Below are 19,420 nucleotides of genomic sequence, written 5' to 3'. Positions count from 1 at the left end.
GCCCTTCAAGAAAAAGCTGCTTCGGCAGCTTTTTTTTCGTCCGTACTCAGGGCGCGCAGGTACGGAAACCGGCAAAGATGTCGTCGCGCTCCGGCGTGTAGAAATTGCGGAAATGCGGACTGCGCAGGCGCGCCGGGGTAGCGAAGGATGCGCCGCGCAGCACCTGGCGGCTGCCGAACCAGGGCGCGGAATATTCGAGGTAGCGGTCCGGCGCGAAGCCGGGGAAAGGCAGGAAGGGCGAAGCCGTCCATTCCCACACGCTGCCCCAGGCGAAATCCGGATGGCCGGACAGCGCCGCGAACTCCCATTCGTCCTCGGTCGGCAGGCGCCGCCCGCTCCAGCGGCAAAAGGCCTGGGCTTCGTGCAGGTTCAGGTGGCGTACCGCGGCGTCCGGGGCGAGCGCCACGCGGCGGCCGAAGCGCAACTGCTGCCAGCCGTCGTCGCCGCCGCGCCGCCAGTAGCGCGGCGCCGAACGCGCCGACTCCTTCAGCCACGCGCGGCCCGCCTCGCTCCAGTGCCCCGCATCCCGGTAGCCGCCATCCTCGACGAAAGCCAGGTAGCGGGCATTCGTCACCGGCGCGGCATCGATCGCGAACGGGGCCACGCGGCACCGCGCGGCCGCCTTCTCGTTGTCGAACACGAAGCCGCGCGACTGGTCGCCGCCACGAAGGAAAACACCGCCCCCGAAGCCGATCTCGCCGGCCTGTGGCGGCGGCGCCGGCATGGTTCCGCTCATCTCGCTGCGCAGGCCCAGGCCGAGGGTCTGCATCGTGTACAGCAGGGCTTCGCCATGCATGTCCTCGTGCGCCAGCGCCAGCCGGTAGGGATAGAGGGCGGCATCGTCGACCGGCTCGCCGGCCAGGCCTTCCTGGATCCGCTCCAGCACTTCGGCGCAATAGGTCCGGATCGCGCCCGTGCCCGGCAGGTCGAGCGCCCAGCGCGTGCGGTGGGCCACCAGGTTCGAATCGAACCAGTCGTCGCCGCGCGCCAGCAGGCTGTGGCCGAAGGCGTCGCCCGGACGGCTGCTGGCGGCCCGGCGCACCACGAACCATTCGGCAAACCAGGCCGTATGGCCCAGTTCCCACAGCGGTGGATTGATGATGCCCAGGCGCGGCACGCGGGCGCTGTCGGCATAGCCCGCCTCCGCCAGGGTATCGAACAGCGCGAGCGTATAATGCCGGGCATCCCGCAGCATGCCGGCCAGCCGGCCGGGTCCGGCGTGCCGGAACGATGGGTCGTGTTGGTCCATGCGGCATTCTACGATCGTTTTGCAGAATTTATCCTGAGCCGATGGCGCGTCCCCACATCCTGATCGTCAGCCCCGCCTCCGCCCGCGAGAACAACGGCAACTGGCAAACCGCCAGCCGCTGGATGCGCTTCCTCGGCGCACGCGGCAAGGTGACGGTGGCGCGCGGCTGGGACAGCGGCCAGCCCACCCCCGACCTGCTGGTGGCCCTGCACGCGCGCCGCTCCGCCGGCGCCCTGGCCGCGTTCGCCGCGGCGCACCCGGACCGCCCCAGCCTGCTGGTCCTGACCGGCACCGACCTCTATCGCGACATCCACGAAGACGCCGTCGCGCGCGCCTCGCTCGCGCACGCCGGCGCGCTGGTGGTGCTGCAGCCGCGCGGTCTGGACGAACTGGACGCGTCCTCGCGCGCCAAGGCCCATGTGATCTGCCAGTCGGCGCCGATGCTGCACCCGGCACGCCCGCACGCGGGCACGCGCGACATCGCCATGATCGGCCACCTGCGCGCAGAAAAAGACCCCCTCACCTTCATGCGCGCGGCCGCCCTGGTGCGCAGTCCCGGCGTGCGCCTGCTGCACGTGGGCGGCGCCCTCGATCCGCAACTTGCCGACGCCGCGCTTGCGGCGCAGGCGAACACGCCGCGCTACCGCTGGCTGGGCGCCCTGCCCCACATGCCCGCACGGCGACGGCTGGCCCGCTGCCGCGCGATGGCGATCTGCTCGCGCATGGAGGGCGGCGCCAACGTGATCATCGAGGCGGTGACCAGCGGCGTGCCGGTGCTGGCCTCCGATATCCCGGGCAACCGCGGCATGCTTGGCGAAGACTACGCCGGCTTCTTTCCGCTCGGGGACGCCGCCGCGCTGGCCGGCCTGATCGACCGCATCAGCATGGACGAGCGCTTCCATGCGAAACTGCTGCGCCAGTGCGCGGCGCGGCGCCGGCTGTTTGCCCCTGCCAGGGAACGAGCGGCACTGCTCGACCTGGTGGATAATCTCCTTTTACGCAATCCTTGACGAGCCATCCATGACTACTCCTGACCAAGCCATCAAACTGACCTCCTTCTCGCACGGCGGCGGCTGCGGCTGCAAGATCGCGCCCGGCGTGCTGTCCGAGATCCTGAAGAAGTCGAACGGCTTCCCGGTGCCGAAAGAACTGATGGTCGGGATCGAGACGGCCGACGACGCCGCCGTCTACAAGCTCAACGACGAGCAGGCCCTGATCGCCACCACCGACTTCTTCATGCCGATCGTCGACGATCCCTTCGACTTCGGCCGCATCGCCGCCACCAATGCGATCTCCGACGTGTACGCGATGGGCGGCACGCCGATCATGGCCCTGGCCCTGGTCGGCATGCCGGTCAACAAGCTGCCGCTGGAGACGATCGGCAAGATCATCCAGGGCGGCGAATCGATCTGCGCCGAAGCCGGCATCCCGATCGCCGGCGGCCACACGATCGACTCGGTCGAGCCGATCTACGGCCTGGTGGTGATGGGCCTGGTGCATCCCTCGAAGGTCAAGCGCAATGCCGATGCCCGCGCGGGCGACGTCCTCGTGCTCGGCAAGCCGCTGGGCGTGGGCGTGCTGTCGGCGGCGCTGAAGAAGGACAAGCTGGATGCCGAAGGCTATGCGGCCATGATCGCCAACACCACGAAGCTCAACAAGCCGGGCAAGGCGCTGGCGGAACTGGCGGGTGTGCACGCGCTGACGGACGTCACCGGCTTCGGCCTGCTGGGCCACCTGCTGGAACTGGCGCGCGGCGCCGGCTTGAGCGCACAGCTGGACATGGCGAAGATCCCGCTGCTGCCGGGCGTCGAGCAGCTGGCCCACGAGGGCTACTTCACGGGCGCCTCCGGCCGCAACTGGGACGCCTACGGCATGGACGTCGAGCTCGGCGCCGGCGTCGGCGATACCCAGCGCGTGCTGCTGACCGACCCGCAGACCTCCGGCGGCCTGCTGGTGTCCTGCGACCCGGGAACCGTCGACGAGGTGCTGGCCCTGTTTGCGCGCGAAGGCTTCGGCCATGCAGCCGTCATCGGCCGCATGGAGGCGGGTGCCGCGCGTGTAAAGGTTGCCTGAGCAGGGCCGCTAGACGCTGAACAGCCCGGCGTCGCGTTCCGATGAGCGGCGCCGGGATCAATGCCTTCGGATCTTTCAGGCCGGCGCCGACGGCGCCTGCGCCTCCCCTCCCAGTAACAGTTTCCGTTCAGGACTGGCATGATGCCTTCCCGGATGCGTTTCGGCTCGGCCGGGCGTCGAGCTCGGCGGGATGGAGGAATTCGCTGTCGCCACGGATGCGCAGCGGCGCCGGCCGGCCCAGCGATACCAGCACACAAGCCAGGCCCAGCAGGCCCAGCACGAAGGCGGCGAGCGCCAGCGCGACGGCAAGCGGAAGGCCGAGGAACAGGATGTCATCCATGGTAACTCCCGGTAAGGAGCGTGTAATGTGCCACCTTGGCGTCCAAAGGCTTTGAGTGATCTCAACAATCTTTTGAGAAACTTTTGCGTGGCAACCAAACGACAAGCCAATAAACGCTTGACAGACCAAACAATATTCACATAGAGTGAAGAAATGTTCTCCCAACTGCCTCTGTCGACCCTCCTACCGCTGACCGGCGCCCTACTGCCGGCCGGCCTGCTACTACGCGCCTGAAAAGCCGCCGTACCCGTACCCGGCCACCCTCCGCCGGAACCCGTAGCCCCAAGGAAGTCGTACCGATGCACTCCGAAACCACGTTCACCTCTCACCCGATCCGCACCAGCCGTGTGCCGTTCCGCTCGCGCTCGAAGCGTAGAGCGGCGCTAAAGCTAGCGATCGGTTGCCGGGCCTCGCGTCATGTGGCCCGTCCGGCAGCCAACGCCACACCGCCGATCCAGGCACCCCGCTTCAGCTGAACAATTCGCGATAGATCCAGGAGTATGACCATGTTGACCAATCCCGCCGCCAAATACCGTCCCTTCCCCGCCGTCCAGTTGGCCGACCGCCAGTGGCCGAGCCGCGTCATCACCCAGCCGCCGATCTGGATGAGCACCGACCTGCGCGACGGCAACCAGGCGCTGATCGAGCCCATGAGCCCCGAGAAGAAGCTGCGTTTCTTCGAAAAACTGGTGGCGATCGGGATCAAGGAGATCGAAGTCGGCTTCCCCTCGGCGTCCCAGACCGATTTCGACTTCGTACGCATGCTGGTCGAAGAGAACCGCATCCCCGACGACGTCAGCATCATCGTGCTGACCCAGGCCCGCGATGAACTGATCCGCCGCACCGTCGAATCCTGCATCGGCGCCAAGCGCGCCATCGTCCACGTCTACAACTCGGTGGCGCCGGTGTTCCGCCGCGTGGTGTTCGGCATGGACCAGGACGAGATCGTGCGGATCGCCGTCAACGGCACCCGCCTGATCAAGGAACTGGTCTCCAAACATCCGGAAACCCGGTGGGGCTTCGAGTATTCGCCGGAATCCTTCTCGACCACCGAGCTGGATTTCGCCAAGCGCATCGTCGACGCCGTCAGCGCAACCTGGCAGCCGACCCCGGACGCCCCCATGATCGTCAACCTGCCCTCGACCGTCGAGGCCAGCACCCCGAACGTCTACGCCGACCAGATCGAATGGATGTCGCGCCACCTCGAGCGCCGCGACAGCCTGGTCATCAGCGTACACCCGCATAACGACCGCGGCACCGCCGTCGCCGCCGCCGAGCTGGCCGTGATGGCCGGTGCCGACCGCGTCGAAGGCTGCCTGTTCGGCAACGGCGAGCGCACCGGCAACGTCGACCTGGTGACCCTGGCGCTGAACCTCTACACCCAGGGCGTGCACCCGGGCCTGGACTTCTCGGACATCGACTCGGTGCGCCAACTGGTCGAGGAATGCAACCAGCTCCCTGTTCACCCGCGCCATCCGTATGTGGGCGACCTCGTGTTCACCGCCTTCTCCGGCTCGCACCAGGACGCGATCAAGAAGGGCTTCGCGGTGCAGAAGAGCGACGCGATCTGGGAAGTGCCCTACCTGCCGATCGACCCGGCGGATCTCGGCCGCAGCTACGACGCCGTCATCCGCGTCAACAGCCAGTCCGGCAAGGGCGGCATGGCCTACCTGCTCGAGCAGGAATACGGCCTCGAGCTGCCGCGCCGCCTGCAGATCGAATTCTCGCGCGTGGTCCAGCGCCATGCCGACGCCACCGGCACCGAAGTCGCGGCATCGAGCATCCACGCCCTGTTCGCACGCGAATATTTCGACCAGGAGAACCCGGCCTACCGCTACGTCTCGCACCGCATGGCCGAGGACAGCGAAGGCGAACACCGCGTCGACATCGATGTCTCGGTCGAGCACGACCGCGTGACCGCCAGCCATCACGGCCAGGGCAACGGCCCGATCGACGCCTTCGTCAGCGCACTCGGCCTCGACATCCGCCTGATGGACTACCACGAGCACGCGATCGGCTCGGGCGCCGACGCCAGGGCGGCCTGCTACGTCGAACTGCGCCTCGGGAACGGCCCGACCCTGTTCGGCGCCGCCATCGACAGCAATATCGTGACCGCTTCCTTCAAGGCCGTGCTGTCGGCCGTGAACCGCCACATCGCCATGGCCAGCGAGCAGCCGGTGGCCCGCGCGGCCTGATGGGTTCGGAGGCGACTGCCAGGCGCTTGCCGCCGCGGCTGGATTTGCAGCCGGCGGCGGTGCGCGAGCGGAAGGCCGCGCAGGTGCGCGGCGTATCGTCGATCCAGGCGATGCGCGAAGCGATCCGCGAGGCCTCGCGCGCCCTGCCGCTCATCCGTGAAGTACCGCGCGTCGGCCGGCTCGATAACGCGGGCTTCCGCGCCCGCGCCGCCGAGGGCCTGCCTTTCCTGATCGCCGGCGCGGTCAAGCGCTGGCCCCTGCGCGCACTGACCCCGGATGCACTGCGCGAGCGCTTCGGCGACGTGCCCGTGCGTGCACGCGTCGGCGACTACGTGGCCACCGCCTTCGCCCCCGACCGGGCAATGCGGGACATGTCCTTGCGCGACTACCTCGAGCTCGGCACGGCGCCCGACAGCGAGCTGCCGCCCTACGTCGGCAACCTGGAACTGCGCGAACTGAACGCCATGTGCCACTGGCCGTCCTGGTTCGAGCGCATGGGACCGCCGCGCTTCTGGCTCGGCCCGGCGCGCACCGTCACGCCGCTGCACTGCGACTACGACGACAATATCTTTGCCCAGATCTGGGGCAGCAAGCGCATCTTCCTGGCGCCGCCCCACCACGACGCCTTCCTCTACACCCGCGAAGCCAACCCGGTGCTGTTCGGCTCCCCCTTCGATCCGGAAGCGCCTGACTTCGTCGCCTTCCCGCTGGCGCGCCAGGCCGCCATCGTCGAGGTGGTGGTCGAGCCGGGCGACATGCTGTACGTGCCGGCCGGCTGGTATCACCAGGTCCGGGCGCTGAGCTTCTCCTTATCTTCGAACCGCTGGGCGCGCGGGGTGCCGCTGGCTCTCAAGGAAGGCGCCTGAGTACAGGGCCGCCGGCGAAACGCAGCCGGTACCAGGCGATGCCGAGCAGTTCATACGCCGCATACCAGGAGCGCCGCATTCCCTCGGCGCTCGGCACCCAGGAACCGAGGGAGCGCGCCTGGTCGCCGAAGAACATGGTGGGCGCACTGACCACCTCCAGGCCTTCGCGCTCGAAGGCGCTGCGGGAGCGCGGCATGTGCATCGCATCGGTCACGAGCAGGATGCGCCTGACGCCATCCTGGCGCAGCATCGCGGCGCTGTAGGCCGCGTTCTCGAAGGTGTCGCGCGAGCGCGGCTCGATCCACCTGACCGGCACGCCGAAATCCTCGCGCAGCGCGATCGCCATGGCGTCCGCCAGGGCCTCCGCGCCGGCCTTGCCTTCGGACTGGACCGCCTTGGCGCCAAGGCCGCCGCTGACGAGCACCGGCAATCCGGTACGCCGCTGCAGGTGGGCCGCATAGCGCAGGCGGGCCAGGGCCAGGTAGTCGGGGATGTCGCGGCCGCCGTATTCGGGCGCATCCTGCAGGCGGCCGGCCGCCAGCACGACGATCGCCTGGGCGCCGGCGCGCTCCGGCGCCAGCAGCGGCGCCGTCATCCCTTCCAGCGGCCTGACCAGGAGCGAAGCGCCGGCGGTGGTCGACAGGAAGGCCAGCAGCGCCAGGCCGGTGCCGGCGACGATGCGTCCGGCGCGCGGCCAGCGGTGCCAGATCGCCAGTCCGATCAGGATCAGCAGGAACAGGTTGGCGGGCGGCAGGATCAGGTCGCGCGGGATGGCGTTGAGCAGGTCGAGCAATGGCGTGAGGGTCATGGAATGGCAATTTTTGGCCAGTGGCGAGCCTTGGATGGAAATAAATCTTTAAATTATTTGACGTTTGTTACATTTGGAGAGCTCGTTTCTATTTCCTTGTGGAAATATAGAGCTTCCTGCGCTTCACACCGCGCAGAAGCGATAACGTCCAAACGTCGATATCAGAAAAGGAGTTCACCAATGTTTGCAAAAGTACTTAAAGCCGGCTTCATATTCGTAGGAATTTGTTCCTTCGCCGCACCGGCAGGGGCGACGACGGCACAGTTCCTTTCCCGACTATATACCGAGGGTCTGGGCCGGGCTCCCGACCCTGGAACGTGGAAGGCGAATCCTCTGTTTCTCGCGACCCCATCCAACTGCACTTCACTCGACTTCGCCAGTCTCGCGATCAACGTCTACACTTCTTCTGAGTACAATAACCTCGCGTACACCAACAAGGAGAAGATACTCACATTGTACCGGGGCATCCTGAACCGCGAACCGGAAAGCGCGAGCGCCATCCAATACTATGCTTCCTTGCTGGATTCCGGCTCCCCGATCACGTCGCTCATTAACGAATTCGTTAGCAGCAGCGAATTTGCGAATCTACGCAATAACAAAATTTGCGCACCGATTCCGATTGGACAAGACACGTTGTATACCTGGGGACAGCAACCAGCGATTCCACTTGACGCCGGCGCCAGTTCCATGTCTGCCGCCACGCTGCAAGGATTGATCAATACGGCAAATAACGGTGCGAACAAGGTTGTGAGCCTGCCGCAAGGTACGGTCGTTTATGCGGATCAAACGATCTTTATCCCGGCTGGCGTCACCTTAACAACTGCCGGGAATATCGTACGTGGCCAATACGCAAAAATGGCGCGAATTGTGCGGTCAGCCAATTTCTCAGACTCCACCATTGTGATGTATGGATCCACTGGTACACAGCCAGGCGCAGTACTGGATCGCATTTGGGTGGCAGGGCAGCGCAACCAAATCGTCAACGGCACCACCATCAACTACACAAAGGTGGGCTATAGCGTTCTGATTTCCAGCGGGAATAACGCCAGCGTCATCAACAGCCGATTCGACACGCCGGTTGGGGGAACGAATATCGGCATCGACGGATCGGAGCCGACAGGGGTCGCATGCAACCACGTCAGCGTCAGCGGCAATATCCTAACTGCTTACTCGAACACTCATTATGGCGGTCAGAATTATTATCCGTTTAGCGACGGCATTACGTCCAAATGTGCCGACACCACGATCGCGAACAATACGGTAATGGATGCCAGCGACGTAGCGATCATTCAATTCTATACTGCGGGGCTTCAGAATGTCCAAGCCAGCAAAGCAACCGGCAATCTCATCATCTCGACCGGCGTCTCCACATTTGCCGCAATGATGTACGAGCCGTTTTATTATGCGGGCTCGACACCGATCGTGCGCGACTTTACCGGAGCTTCATTCTCTGGAAACACTTTCTTTGCCGCCGAAGGCACTCGCTTCGAAATCGGAATTTCAGCGGGACGGCGTCCATGGAACAACCTTACCTCGTATATTAACGGAGGCGAGGTTAGCAACAACACCAATGCAGGCATTCCAACGACCATGCAAGTTGGCATAGGTGTGGGGTACGCAAAGAATACATCTGTCACCAACAACAGCCTGAACTACTCGCCCTATACAAAGACTGTCGCCCAGGATCCCCTGGCCAAGTGCCCAACCAGATCGGCAATTGTGACAGACAACATACAAAACACCACAATCATTGGCAACACGTCGAATGGCAGTTCGGCACTGCCGGTTGCCGGCGACCTGACTTGCAATTTCTGATTCGCGGCTGAGTAGCACGAGGCTCCACTGCTGGAGCCTCGCAAGCCAAACAAGGCCAGCAAGGTCGTCGGCGTGGCGGTGCATCGGCCGCCGTTCATTCCTGCGGCCGCGTCTCCATCTTTTTCGGCTCGCCCCTCGCCCCTCCCTGCTGTCCGACCCGCTCGTACTCGGCAATCACCTGGGCCCCGAACAGCAGCAGCGCGGCCCCGATCTCGAGGCTGAACATGACCACGATGGCGGTGCTCATCGAGCCGTACACCACGTTCACCTTCGACAGCGTGGTGAAGTACCAGACCAGCACATGGCGCGCGATCTCCCACAGCAGGGCCGCGGTCACGCCGCCCACCAGCGCGTGCGACAGCGACAGCCGTCCCACCGGCATCACCATGTAGATCGAGGTCAGCACGAGGATTTCGCCGGCAAGTCCCAGCAGGTAGAGCAAGGCGCCCGACACGCCGTGCAGCGACCAGCTGTAGCCGAACAGGTTGACGCTCTCGGTGCCGATCACCTGCAGGGTGCCGGCCACCAGGGTCACGATCATCACGCCGAAGCCCAGCGCCAGGATGTAGCAGTAAGGGAGCAGCGCCGACACCAGGAAGTGGCGGCGCCGCACCGCCACGCGGTGCACGAAGATCACGCTCATGGCGTTTTCCAGCACCGTGAAGGCGAAGGAGCTGAAGAACAGCATGGTGGCGACCAGCACCCAGGTGATCAGGTCGCGCTCGTCGAGGAAGTGGGCGACCTCGGTGACGATGGCGCCCGACTGGCCGGGAAGCAGCAGCTCGAGGTAGCGGCGCATGGTCAGCAGCAGTTCGGCCTCGTTCAGGAAGTGCGAGAGCACCACCACCACCAGCATCAGGAAGGGCACGATCGACAGCAGCGCGTAATAGGCGACGGCGCCGGCCAGCAGCAGGCCCTGGTTGGCGCGGAAGCATTTCAGGACACCGAGGGCGAATTCCAGCGGATGGCCCAGGATGTAGAGGTTCGCGCGCCGGTTCAGGAGCCGCAGGCGCAGGCCGCGCGTCACCTTCATCGGGCCAGCCTGATCCCGGTGAACTGCCAGCGCGCGCCCGCCGGGAAGAAGTTGCGGTAGCTGGCGCGCGCGTGGCCGTGCGGGGTGGCGCAGGACGAACCGCGCAGCACGTACTGGTTGACCATGAACTTGCCGTTGTACTCGCCCAGCGCGCCGGCCGCCGGCGCATAGCCCGGATACGGCGCGTAGCTGCTGGCGGTCCACTGCCAGCATTCGCCGAACATCTGCGCCAGGCCATCGCTGCCGGCCGCGCGCGGATGCAGGTCGCCGCAGGCGATGGCGACGTCGCGCGCCGCGAATTCCCATTCGGCCTCAAGCGGCAGGCGGGCGCCGCGCCAGCGCGCGTAGGCGTCGGCCTCGTACAGCGAGACGTGGGTGACCGGACGCGCCAGATCGAGCGGTTGCATGCCATGCAGCGTAAACTCCATCCAGCCTCCCTCTTCCCGGCGCCAGTAGAGCGGCTGTTCGATCTCGCCGCCGCAGACCCGATCCCAGCCATCCGACAGCCACAGGGCCGGGTCGCGGTAGCCGCCGGCCTCGACGAACTCGAGGTATTCGCCGTTGGTCGCCAGGCGCGAGGCCAGCTGGAAGGGCGCCAGGTACTGGCGGTGGCGCGGCAGTTCGTTGTCGAAGCTGAAGCCGGCGCCGCGGTGGCCGATCTCGGCCAGGCCGCCGTCGAAGTCCAGCCAGGAGAGCTGTCCCGCCGGACAGGATTCCGGCAGCGGCGAGGCCAGGTAGGCCGGCGCCAGCGGGTTCTGCGCCAGCAGGTGCTTGACGTCGGTGAGCATCAGTTCCTGGTGCTGCTGCTCGTGCTGCATGCCCAGTTCCACCAGCGCCGCGAGCTCGCGGGCCAGTTCGCCGTCCTGCGGCGCGGCCTGCAGCAGGCAGGCGATGCGGGCGTCGACGTCATGCCTCCAGGCCAGCACCTCGTCGTAGGCGGGACGCGTCAGCAGGCCGCGCTGAGGCCGCGGGTGCCGGGCGCCGACGCCGTTGTAATACGAATTGAACAGCACCCGGAAAGCCGGATGAAAGGGCCGGAAGCCCGGCTCGTGCGGCTCCAGGATGAAAGTCTCGAAGAACCAGGTGGTGTGGGCCAGRTGCCATTTGATCGGGCTGGCGTCCGGCATCGACTGCGCGCAGCAGTCTTCGCTCGACAAGGGTTCGGCCAGGTGCAGCGAGCGTTGGCGCACCTGTTCGAATTGGCGGGCCTGGCGGTGTTCGTTCGCTCCCATGATTTCCTCCGTCTCGGGGGATCAGTGCATGGCGCCCGGGCGGATCGCCCGCGCGTGGATCACGGCGAACCAGGCGCGCGCATCGGTCCAGATGCCGGAGGCGGCAAAGCCGGCCTGCTCCAGCAGTTCGACCGCGGCGGCCGGGCGGTACTTGTAGCTGTTCTCGGTGTGGATGCATTCGCCGGCTTCGAAGCGGCGGCAGGCGCCCTGCCAGCTCACCAGCTGGGTGGTCCTGGCTTCCAGGTGCATCTCGACCCTGCCCATGCGTTCATTGTAGAAGCCCCGGTGGCGCCAGGCGCGGATGTCGAAGTCGGCGCCCAGCAGTCGGTTCGCGTGGCGCAGCACGTTCAGGTTGAAGGCGGCCGTCACGCCGAGGGCGTCGTCGTAGGCGGCGTTCAGCACCGCGCGGTCCTTGGCGAGGTCGATGCCGATCAGGATGCCGCCGTCCGGGCCGCACTGGGCGCGCACGCGGCGCAGGAAGGCCAGCGCCTCGTCCGGCGTGAAGTTGCCGATCGAGGAACCGGGATAGAAGAACAGGCGGCGCTCGCGGCGCACGATGTCCGGCAGCTGCCAGTCGCCGCCCGAGAAGTCCATGCCGAGGGCGTTCATCTCGATGTGGCGGAAGCGCTGGCGCAGGCGCTCGACGGCGTCCTGCAGGAAGTTGGCCGAGATATCGACCGGCACGTACTGGGCCGGGTGCAGCAGCGGGAACAGGCGCGCGGCCTTGGCGCAGTTACCGGCGCCGAGGTCGATCAGGGTGCTGCCCTGGCCGACCGCGCGCGCGATCTCGGCGCCGTGGCGCTCGAAGATCAGGGCCTCGGTGCGGGTCGGATAGTACTCGGGCAGTTCGCAGATCGCCTCGAACAGCTTGGAACCGAGTGCGTCGTACAGGAACTTGGGCGAGATGCAGGCTTCGCGGGCGCGCAGCCCGGCGTCCAGTTCGGCGCGCAGGCGCAGGGCCCCGGCCGAGGTGTCGACAGCGGTATCGGCGGCCGGCATCGGCGCGCCGTCGGCTTGGTCCTGCGTCGGGTGGTTCGACATCGGTGAGCCCCTGGAATGTTGACGATTTTCCATCATACGCGAATTACGTCATTCCCTGCGCATGCTACAGTAGCAGTCTATGCTCGAACTCGTCGACCTCACCAAATCCTACGGCGGCCGCACCGTGCTGGCCAATCTCTCCTACCGCTTCGCAGCCGGCGAATTCGTCGCCGTGATGGGGGAATCCGGAGTCGGCAAGTCCACCCTGCTGAACCTGATCGCCGGCCTGGATGCGCCCGACAGCGGCCAGGTCGTGGTCGACGGCGTGCCGATGTCCGCGCTCGACGACGATGCCGCCACCAGGTTGCGCCGCAGCCGCATGGGCTTCATCTTCCAGGCCTTCCACGTGCTGCCGCACCTGACCCTGGAACAGAACGTCGCCCTGCCGCTGCTGCTGAACGGCAGCGCCGACACCGCCCGCGCGCGGGCCATGCTGGACGCCGTCGGCCTGAAGGGGCGCGGCGCCGATTTCCCGCGCCAGCTGTCCGGCGGCGAGCTCCAGCGGGTGGCGATCGCGCGCGCCCTTGTGCACCGTCCGGCCCTGCTGCTGGCCGACGAACCGACCGGGAACCTCGACCCGGAAACGGCGGACGGCATCCTGCACCTGCTGCGTGCCGAGATCCGCGAAAGCGGCGCCGGCGCCATCATGGTCACCCACTCGCACGCCGCCGCGGCGATGGCCGATCGGGTCCTCGTCTTGACACGTTCTGGGCTGAAATTAATGTAAGTTCCACGCAGAAAGCCAGAAGTTATGGGCTTTTATTCATGAACAGTGCGTCAAGATTGACAAAATCGTAGTAGCATTCCAACAAACCCACCCAGCATAAGTCAGCACAATACGGTCGGGCAGGAGCGTCGAACACAGGGCTCAGGGCAAGGCGCACTGTCGAAGACAGTACGTCGGTACGGCGAGACAGGGCAACGCCGCCATGCGTCCTTGGTTCACTCTCCACTCCAAAACAGTCGGTCTGTCTTGAATTTTCATCCATCACGGAGGAGTTCATGAGCGTACGACAGAAAAAACAGGAGCTGCTCGAGGCGATGCACCGCGCCCGGGCGCTGGAGCCGTCGAGTTTCGTTCCGAATCCCCTGCTCGACACCCTGATTCAACGCATGCAGCTGAAGAACGACGCGGAGCTGTGCCGCGTGCTCGAAGTGCAGCCGCCCATCATCAGCAAGATCAGGCACCGCAAGCTGAACGTCGGTGCCACCATCCTGCTGAGGATGCACGAGAAGTCGAATATCCCGATCCGTGAGCTGAAGGAGCTCACGGCCGAGGCGCGGGCGCAGGCGGAGGCGCAGGCCTTGGGGCGGACGACGCACTGAGCGGATGCGGGCGCGGCGGGGCCGGTCCATGCGGCAGGACGCTGCCGGGCCGGCGCGGCGCGCTCTCATTCTCCAGGCGGGCGTCCGGTCTTGAGCTGAGGCAGGCCGGAGAGTACGGCGCGCAGGCTCGTCACGTCGAGCTGGCCCAGCAGGGCCACGCCGATGCGCAGCAGTTCGCTCTTCTTGACCTCGAAGCCGGCCTTCAGGCAGGCCTGCTTGACGGCGCCGAGGACGGCGTATTCCTGCTCGGGCATGGTGAAGCTGTCGCGCACCAGGGTCGGGCGCGCCTGCGTGGCCGCTTCGGGCCGGACGATCCCGACGTCGCGGCCGGCGCGCGCCTTCGCGGCCGGCTTTGCGGCCGGCTTCACTGCGGGCTTTGCGGCCGCCTTTGCAGCCGGTTTTGCGACGGCTTTCGCCGCTGCCCTGGCTGCCTTTGCGGCCGGCGTGGCGGCGCCCTTTGCGGCCGCCGGCTTCTTGGCCGCCGGTTTGCGCGCGCTCGCGGCGGATTTCACCGCCGCGGCCTTGGCGGTGCCGGCGGTCTTCGCGGTAGTCTTCGCAGCCGACCTGGCTGGCGACACGGAAGCCTTCGATGCTGTCGCGCGCGCCGTTTTCGCGGCGGCGCCGGCGGCTGTTGTCCTCGCCATCCCCTACTCCATCGTCAAACAAACCAAACAATATAGTCGATTTGCAGCCGATCCGGAAGGGCGGCACGCAAGCGGCCCGTGCCCGCTCAATGCGCTTCGTCGGCGAAGGCGTCGGATATCGCGGCGAATTCCGCTTCGATCTCGAAGAAGGCGTCCAGCACGTCCGGGTCGAAATGGGTGCCGCGTCCCTTGCGCATCACATCCAGCGCCTGCTGGTGGGTGAAGGCCGGCTTGTAGACGCGCTTGCTGATCAGGGCGTCGTAGACGTCGGCCACCGCCATCAGGCGCGCCGACAACGGGATCTGCTCGCCCGCCAGGTTCTGCGGATAGCCGGAGCCGTCCCACTTCTCCTGGTGCGAGTGGGCGATCTCGCGCGCGAACATCAGGAAGCTGTTGCTGCCGCCGATGTGCTTCTCGACCAGCATGACGGTGTCGCGCCCGTACACGGCGTGCAGCTTCATGAGCTCGAATTCCTCGCGGTCCAGGTTGCCCGGCTTGAGCAGGATGCGGTCCGGGATCCCGACCTTGCCGATGTCGTGCAGCGGCGCCGAGCGGTACAGCAGTTCGACGGCCTCGTCGCTGAGCTCGGCGGCAAACCGGGGGTGGCTCTGCAGGTGGCGGGCCAGCGCGCGCACGTAGTGCTGGGTGCGGCGGATGTGCTTGCCCCCGAAGTCCTCCGTCCTGTGGTTGCGGGTCTCGGCCATCGATGCCATCGCCACGATGATCGCTTCCTGCATCAGGTAGAGCTGGGCGGTGCGCTCCCGCACCAGCTTTTCCAGGTTCTCGTTGTGCTCCTGCAGCTGGCGGCGCGCGCTGCGCAGGTTGAGCTGGGTGGCCACGCGCGCGAACAGGACGGGCGGGCTGATCGGCTTGGCGATGTAGTCGACCGCGCCCAGCGACAGGCCCATGGCTTCGTCCTCGACCTGGTTGTTCGCGGTCAGGAAGATCACCGGGATCTCGCTGGTCGCCGGGTTCGCCTTCAGCTGGCGGCAGGTCTCGTAGCCGTCCAGACCTGGCATCATCACGTCGAGCAGGATCAGGTCCAGGCCAGGGACCGCATTGGCGATCTGCAGCGCCGTGCTGCCGTTGTTGGCGACCTTGGTGTTGTACCTGTCCTTGAGAAGGCGCGACAGGAGCATGATGTTGTCGGGCGTGTCGTCGACGATCAGGATGGTCGGCCGCAGGTCCTGGTGGTTCTGCCTGGTGGTGTCGGTCATGAAGTTCCCGCTGTGTCGGGACGCGGCGCCGCCGCCTGCGGCAGCAGCTGGCGCGCCTCCTCGAATTCGTAACGCGACAGATGCTGCTCCAGGCGCGCCAGCACCTGGGGATCGAGCACGGCCGCCAGTTGCGCGCGCACAGACTCGAAGTAATCGGTGGCTTCGCCCGAGAATTCGGCCAGCAGCTGGCCCAGCTGGGCCACGGCTTCCTGGGCATCGGCCGGCGCCGCGCCGTTCTCCTGCTGCGCATCCGGGACCGGCGGGTCGAGCACGTGCGCGCCGTGGGAAGCAAAATAACTGTCGAGCGAGTGCATGGTGGCGTCCACGCCGGCCTCGAGGGCGCGCACGCCGGCCGCCAGGCGGGTGCGGTCGCTGGACGCCATGGACAGGCCCTCCTCCACCGCCTGGGCCAGGGTCTGCAGCTCGCGCGCGCCGACATTGCCGGCCACCCCGCGCAAGGTGTGGGCGCGGCTGGCCGCTTCCATCCGGCGTCCGGCGTCATGATCGGCGCGGATCGCGGCGCCGGCGTCGCGCTGGGTGGCGCGGAAGCGGTCCAGCAGCTGCACGTAGAGCGCGACATTGCCGGCCACGTGGCGCAGGCCGAAGGCCGAGTCGATCCCGGACAGGCTGGACAGGCCCGGCAGCGAGGGCCCGTCGGCCGCCTCCGGCGCGAGCGCGCGCGGCAGCGGCGGCGGCAGCTGCGAACCGATCCAGCGCGCCAGGGTCGCGTACAGCTTCTCCGGCTCCACCGGCTTGCACACATAATCCTGCATGCCTTCGCGCAGGCAGCGCTCGCGGATCTCGGCCAGCGCGTGCGCGGTCATCGCGATCACGGGCAGCTTGTCGAAGCGCGCATCCTTGCGCAGTTCGACGGTGGCCGCATGGCCGTCCAGCTGCGGCATCTCGAGGTCCATCAGCACCAGGTCGTAGGCCTCGGGACCGCCCCTCATCAGGAGCTCGAGCGCCTCGTGGCCGGTGCAGGCGACGTCCACCGCGATGTTCTGGACCTGCAGCAGTTCCAGCGCGATCTGCTGGTTGACCAGGTTGTCCTCCACCAGCAGCACGCGCGCCACGCAGTCGCCCGTCTCTTCACAGCGGCCGCGCGCGTTCGGCGCGCGCGGCGGCGCGAACAGCGCCAACAGGGTATCGACCAGCGCCGACTGCCCGATCGGCTTGGTCAGGAAGCCGCGGATGCCGGCGCTTTCCGCCTCGTGCTGCACCTCCTCGCGGCCGAAGGCGGTTACCAGAACGACCGAAGGAGGATGCCGCAAGGCCGGATTGCCGGCGATCCGGCGCGCCAGGGTGATGCCGTCCATGCCCGGCATCTGCCAGTCGGTCAGCACCACGCGGTAAGGGTCGCAGCCGGCGTCGGCCGCCAGCAGCGCGGCCTCGGCTTCCAGGCCGCTGGCGGCGGTATCGACCCGCAGCGGCAGGGCCTGCAAGGCCTCGCACATGATGTCGCGCGCAACTTCGCTGTCGTCCACCAGCAGCAGGCGCGCGCCGTCCAGCTCGGGCGGCGCCACCGCCACCCGTTCGGGCTCGCCGGACAGCGGGAATTCGAGGTCGAAGTGGAAGGTCGCGCCCTTGCCCGGGCTGCTCCTGACCACGATCCGGCCGCCCATCAGCCCCACCAGCTGCTGCGAGATCGACAGCCCGAGGCCGGTGCCGCCGTATTCGCGGGTGGTCGAGCCGTTGGCCTGGTGGAAGGCGCGGAACAGCTTGCCCTGCTGCTGCTCGCTCATGCCGATGCCGGTATCGCGCACCGCGAAGCGCAGCTTGACCCGGTCGGCCCGGGCCGCGATCGGCTGCATCGCGTTCGACACCGGGTCGAGCCGCATGCAGGACAGCTCCAGCTCGCCGGCCGGGGTGAACTTGACGGCGTTGTTGACCAGGTTGATCAGCACCTGGCCCAGGCGCAGCGGATCGCCGACCAGCATGCGCGGGATCGAGTGCGGCACGTGGAACAGGTATTCGAGCTGCTTGTCGGCGGCCTTCTGGCTGGTCACGCTGGCGACGTTGGCCAGCACGTCGTCGAGGCAGAAGGGGATCTGCTCGACGTCCAGCTTGCCGGCCTCGATCTTGGAGAAGTCGAGGATGTCGTTGATGATGCCCAGCAGCGACAGCGCGGCGCGATGGATCTTGCCCACGTAATCCTGCTGCTTGGGCGAGAGCTCGGTGCGCAGCGCCAGATAGGCCATGCCGATGATGGCGCTCATCGGGGTGCGGATCTCGTGGCTCATGTTCGCCAGGAACTCGGACTTGGCCACGTTGGCCGCTTCGGCACGCACGTTGGCCGCCACCAGCGACTGCTCGCGCTCGCGGCGTTCCGAGATGTCGCGGATGAAGGAGCAGAATTCGTAGTCGGCGCTGGCGGCCAGCTGCACCCGCGTGATCGCCAGCTCGATCGGGAACTCCCTGCCGTCGCGGCGCAGCGCATAGGTCTCGATGCGGGTGTCGAGCACGCCGCCGACCCCGCTGCGCTCGTAGCGCGCCAGGCCGTTGCGGTGGGCCTCTCGGTGGCGCTCGGGCACGATGCACTGGTCGAGGTCCAGGCCCAGCACCTCGTCGCGCCGCCAGCCGAAGATCTTCTCGGCCTGGGTGTTCCAGCCGACGATGCGGCCCTGGCGGTCCATCCTCACCACCGCGTCGAGGGCGGTGTCGACGATGGCCTGCAGCTTTTCCTGGCTGTCGCGCGCGATCCGGATCGAATTCAGCAGCTCGCGCGTGCGCGCCGCGATCTTCTGCTCGAGGTCTTCGTTCAGTTCGCGCAGCTGCTGCTCGATGGTGCTCTTCTCGCGCAGCAGGCCGTTGGTGACCTGCTCGGCGCGGCGCAGCCGGTTGAGCGTATCGCGGAAGCTGCGCACCGCCGACGACAGGCGGCCGATCTGGTCGCGCCGGCCGATGCCGGACAGGTAGATGTCGGTCTCGCCGCGCGCCAGCTTCTCCAGCGCTTCCTGGATGTCGGTGAAGGGCTGGGTCATGCGCCGTCCGACCAGCAGTACGCAGACGACGATGGCGAGAGTAAGCAGCAGGTTGGCGGTCACGGTCTGCACCATCTGGCGGCGCAGGTCCTCGTCGATCTGGCGCCGCGAGAATGCCAGGGCGATGCTGCCGACGTGATAGTCGCGGGCGCCGTCGCGGTAGACGATCTTGCGGGCCACGCGGATCGTTCCCGGCGCCCCGTCGTCGCTGCCGAGGGCGGCCAGCACGGCGCCGCTGGGCGCCAGCACGTGCAGCATCGCRATCTCGGGCGTGGCGCCGAGCGAATCGACGACCGAGGAAATCGCCGCGCTGTTGATGTCGAACAGCGGCCTCGCCAGCGCCTGCGACAGCACCGCGGCCTGGCGCTCGACGCGCTCCTGCAGGCGCGCATTGGCTTCCTCGCGCTGGGTCTGCATCACATAGGTGGTATAGACGCCGGTCGACAGCGCGACCGCCAGCACGATGCCGGCGCCCAGCCGGAACACGACGTTCTGGCGCCAGCCTTCGCCGAGCCGGCGCGCCAGCGCGCCAGGGCCGCGCGCGCGGTGCCGGCGGACGTCTACTGCGTTGTTGCTGCGCTCGATGCCGGGGTCCGCCAT

16 protein-coding genes are annotated in these 19,420 nt (G+C 67.0%); 7 read left to right on the top strand and 9 right to left on the bottom strand.

Annotated features, from left to right (window positions below; all coding sequences use genetic code 11):
* Positions 1-46: 46 nt before the first annotated feature.
* Entirely contained in the window at positions 47-1,249 is a 1,203-nt protein-coding gene (gene senA / locus AC1DIX_RS17850; protein ID WP_477326170.1) for a selenoneine synthase SenA, read from the bottom strand.
* A 41-nt stretch (positions 1,250-1,290) separates the two neighbouring features.
* Here senA and senB point away from each other — a divergent pair, with 41 nt between their 5' ends.
* A complete protein-coding gene (gene senB, locus AC1DIX_RS17845) occupies positions 1,291-2,259 on the top strand; it encodes a selenoneine biosynthesis selenosugar synthase SenB (protein ID WP_477326168.1) in 969 nt (322 codons plus the stop codon).
* 10 nt (positions 2,260-2,269) lie between these two features.
* A complete protein-coding gene (gene selD, locus AC1DIX_RS17840) occupies positions 2,270-3,322 on the top strand; it encodes a selenide, water dikinase SelD (RefSeq protein WP_477326166.1) in 1,053 nt (350 codons plus the stop codon).
* A 127-nt stretch (positions 3,323-3,449) separates the two neighbouring features.
* Here selD and AC1DIX_RS17835 read toward each other — a convergent pair whose 3' ends face one another.
* On the bottom strand, positions 3,450-3,662 hold the full coding sequence (locus AC1DIX_RS17835) for a hypothetical protein (protein WP_477326164.1): 213 nt from the start codon (positions 3,660-3,662) through the stop codon (positions 3,450-3,452).
* A gap of 506 nt (positions 3,663-4,168) precedes the next feature.
* Here AC1DIX_RS17835 and leuA point away from each other — a divergent pair.
* Both leuA and AC1DIX_RS17825 read left to right on the top strand, forming a co-directional pair.
* The gene (leuA, locus tag AC1DIX_RS17830) at positions 4,169-5,857 is read left to right on the top strand and encodes a 2-isopropylmalate synthase (protein ID WP_477326162.1); all 1,689 of its coding nucleotides are present in this window, start codon (positions 4,169-4,171) and stop codon (positions 5,855-5,857) included.
* On the top strand, positions 5,857-6,723 hold the full coding sequence (locus AC1DIX_RS17825) for a cupin-like domain-containing protein (RefSeq protein ID WP_477250658.1): 867 nt from the start codon (positions 5,857-5,859) through the stop codon (positions 6,721-6,723). Before leuA ends, AC1DIX_RS17825 begins: the two co-directional genes overlap by 1 nt.
* Here AC1DIX_RS17825 and AC1DIX_RS17820 read toward each other — a convergent pair.
* The gene (locus AC1DIX_RS17820; RefSeq protein WP_477326160.1) at positions 6,707-7,531 is read right to left on the bottom strand and encodes a YdcF family protein; all 825 of its coding nucleotides are present in this window, start codon (positions 7,529-7,531) and stop codon (positions 6,707-6,709) included. The two genes, AC1DIX_RS17825 and AC1DIX_RS17820, sit on opposite strands and share 17 nt — an antisense overlap.
* Before the next feature lie 180 nt (positions 7,532-7,711).
* Here AC1DIX_RS17820 and AC1DIX_RS17815 point away from each other — a divergent pair, with 180 nt between their 5' ends.
* Positions 7,712-9,346, top strand: coding sequence for a DUF4214 domain-containing protein (locus AC1DIX_RS17815; RefSeq protein ID WP_477326158.1), 1,635 nt, complete (start codon positions 7,712-7,714; stop codon positions 9,344-9,346).
* Positions 9,347-9,440: 94 nt separating this feature from the next.
* On the opposite strand, the gene AC1DIX_RS17810 is transcribed toward AC1DIX_RS17815, so the two are convergent.
* Genes AC1DIX_RS17810 through egtD form a run of 3 tightly spaced genes read right to left on the bottom strand, consistent with a single transcriptional unit; the run spans position 9,441 to position 12,652 of the window.
* Entirely contained in the window at positions 9,441-10,379 is a 939-nt protein-coding gene (locus tag AC1DIX_RS17810) for a YihY/virulence factor BrkB family protein (RefSeq protein ID WP_477326156.1), read from the bottom strand.
* The gene (gene egtB / locus AC1DIX_RS17805) at positions 10,376-11,611 is read right to left on the bottom strand and encodes an ergothioneine biosynthesis protein EgtB (protein ID WP_477326154.1); all 1,236 of its coding nucleotides are present in this window, start codon (positions 11,609-11,611) and stop codon (positions 10,376-10,378) included. The genes AC1DIX_RS17810 and egtB overlap by 4 nt, the downstream gene beginning before the upstream one ends.
* A 21-nt stretch (positions 11,612-11,632) precedes the next feature.
* Positions 11,633-12,652, bottom strand: coding sequence for an L-histidine N(alpha)-methyltransferase (gene egtD, locus AC1DIX_RS17800; protein ID WP_477250655.1), 1,020 nt, complete (start codon positions 12,650-12,652; stop codon positions 11,633-11,635).
* A 79-nt stretch (positions 12,653-12,731) separates the two neighbouring features.
* Here egtD and AC1DIX_RS17795 point away from each other — a divergent pair, with 79 nt between their 5' ends.
* A complete protein-coding gene (locus AC1DIX_RS17795; RefSeq protein WP_477326152.1) occupies positions 12,732-13,379 on the top strand; it encodes an ABC transporter ATP-binding protein in 648 nt (215 codons plus the stop codon).
* Positions 13,380-13,654: 275 nt separating this feature from the next.
* Complete coding sequence (locus AC1DIX_RS17790) at positions 13,655-13,978, top strand: hypothetical protein (RefSeq protein ID WP_477326151.1); 324 nt, start codon at positions 13,655-13,657, stop codon at positions 13,976-13,978.
* A 65-nt stretch (positions 13,979-14,043) separates the two neighbouring features.
* Here the strand turns inward: AC1DIX_RS17790 and AC1DIX_RS17785 are convergent, their stop codons facing one another.
* The 3 genes from AC1DIX_RS17785 to AC1DIX_RS17775 all read right to left on the bottom strand — a co-directional run bounded on the left by AC1DIX_RS17785 (position 14,044) and on the right by AC1DIX_RS17775 (position 19,420).
* Complete coding sequence (locus AC1DIX_RS17785; protein ID WP_477326150.1) at positions 14,044-14,622, bottom strand: hypothetical protein; 579 nt, start codon at positions 14,620-14,622, stop codon at positions 14,044-14,046.
* 86 nt (positions 14,623-14,708) lie between these two features.
* Positions 14,709-15,839 (bottom strand): response regulator, encoded by a 1,131-nt coding sequence (locus AC1DIX_RS17780; RefSeq protein WP_477326148.1) that lies wholly within the window; start codon positions 15,837-15,839, stop codon positions 14,709-14,711.
* A complete protein-coding gene (locus tag AC1DIX_RS17775) occupies positions 15,836-19,420 on the bottom strand; it encodes a hybrid sensor histidine kinase/response regulator (RefSeq protein ID WP_477326146.1) in 3,585 nt (1,194 codons plus the stop codon). Before AC1DIX_RS17775 ends, AC1DIX_RS17780 begins: the two co-directional genes overlap by 4 nt.

The organism is Massilia sp. 05N420 (genome assembly GCF_056397205.1).
This window is presented reverse-complemented; position numbering and strand designations above follow the sequence as displayed.

Coding starts and splice junctions, on each gene's coding strand:
- senA (WP_477326170.1), bottom strand. CDS start 1,249: ATGGACCAACACGACCCATCGTTCCGGCACGCCGGACCCGGCCGGCTG.
- senB (WP_477326168.1), top strand. CDS start 1,291: ATGGCGCGTCCCCACATCCTGATCGTCAGCCCCGCCTCCGCCCGCGAG.
- selD (WP_477326166.1), top strand. CDS start 2,270: ATGACTACTCCTGACCAAGCCATCAAACTGACCTCCTTCTCGCACGGC.
- AC1DIX_RS17835 (WP_477326164.1), bottom strand. CDS start 3,662: ATGGATGACATCCTGTTCCTCGGCCTTCCGCTTGCCGTCGCGCTGGCG.
- leuA (WP_477326162.1), top strand. CDS start 4,169: ATGTTGACCAATCCCGCCGCCAAATACCGTCCCTTCCCCGCCGTCCAG.
- AC1DIX_RS17825 (WP_477250658.1), top strand. CDS start 5,857: ATGGGTTCGGAGGCGACTGCCAGGCGCTTGCCGCCGCGGCTGGATTTG.
- AC1DIX_RS17820 (WP_477326160.1), bottom strand. CDS start 7,531: ATGACCCTCACGCCATTGCTCGACCTGCTCAACGCCATCCCGCGCGAC.
- AC1DIX_RS17815 (WP_477326158.1), top strand. CDS start 7,712: ATGTTTGCAAAAGTACTTAAAGCCGGCTTCATATTCGTAGGAATTTGT.
- AC1DIX_RS17810 (WP_477326156.1), bottom strand. CDS start 10,379: ATGAAGGTGACGCGCGGCCTGCGCCTGCGGCTCCTGAACCGGCGCGCG.
- egtD (WP_477250655.1), bottom strand. CDS start 12,652: ATGTCGAACCACCCGACGCAGGACCAAGCCGACGGCGCGCCGATGCCG.
- AC1DIX_RS17795 (WP_477326152.1), top strand. CDS start 12,732: ATGCTCGAACTCGTCGACCTCACCAAATCCTACGGCGGCCGCACCGTG.
- AC1DIX_RS17790 (WP_477326151.1), top strand. CDS start 13,655: ATGAGCGTACGACAGAAAAAACAGGAGCTGCTCGAGGCGATGCACCGC.
- AC1DIX_RS17785 (WP_477326150.1), bottom strand. CDS start 14,622: ATGGCGAGGACAACAGCCGCCGGCGCCGCCGCGAAAACGGCGCGCGCG.
- AC1DIX_RS17780 (WP_477326148.1), bottom strand. CDS start 15,839: ATGACCGACACCACCAGGCAGAACCACCAGGACCTGCGGCCGACCATC.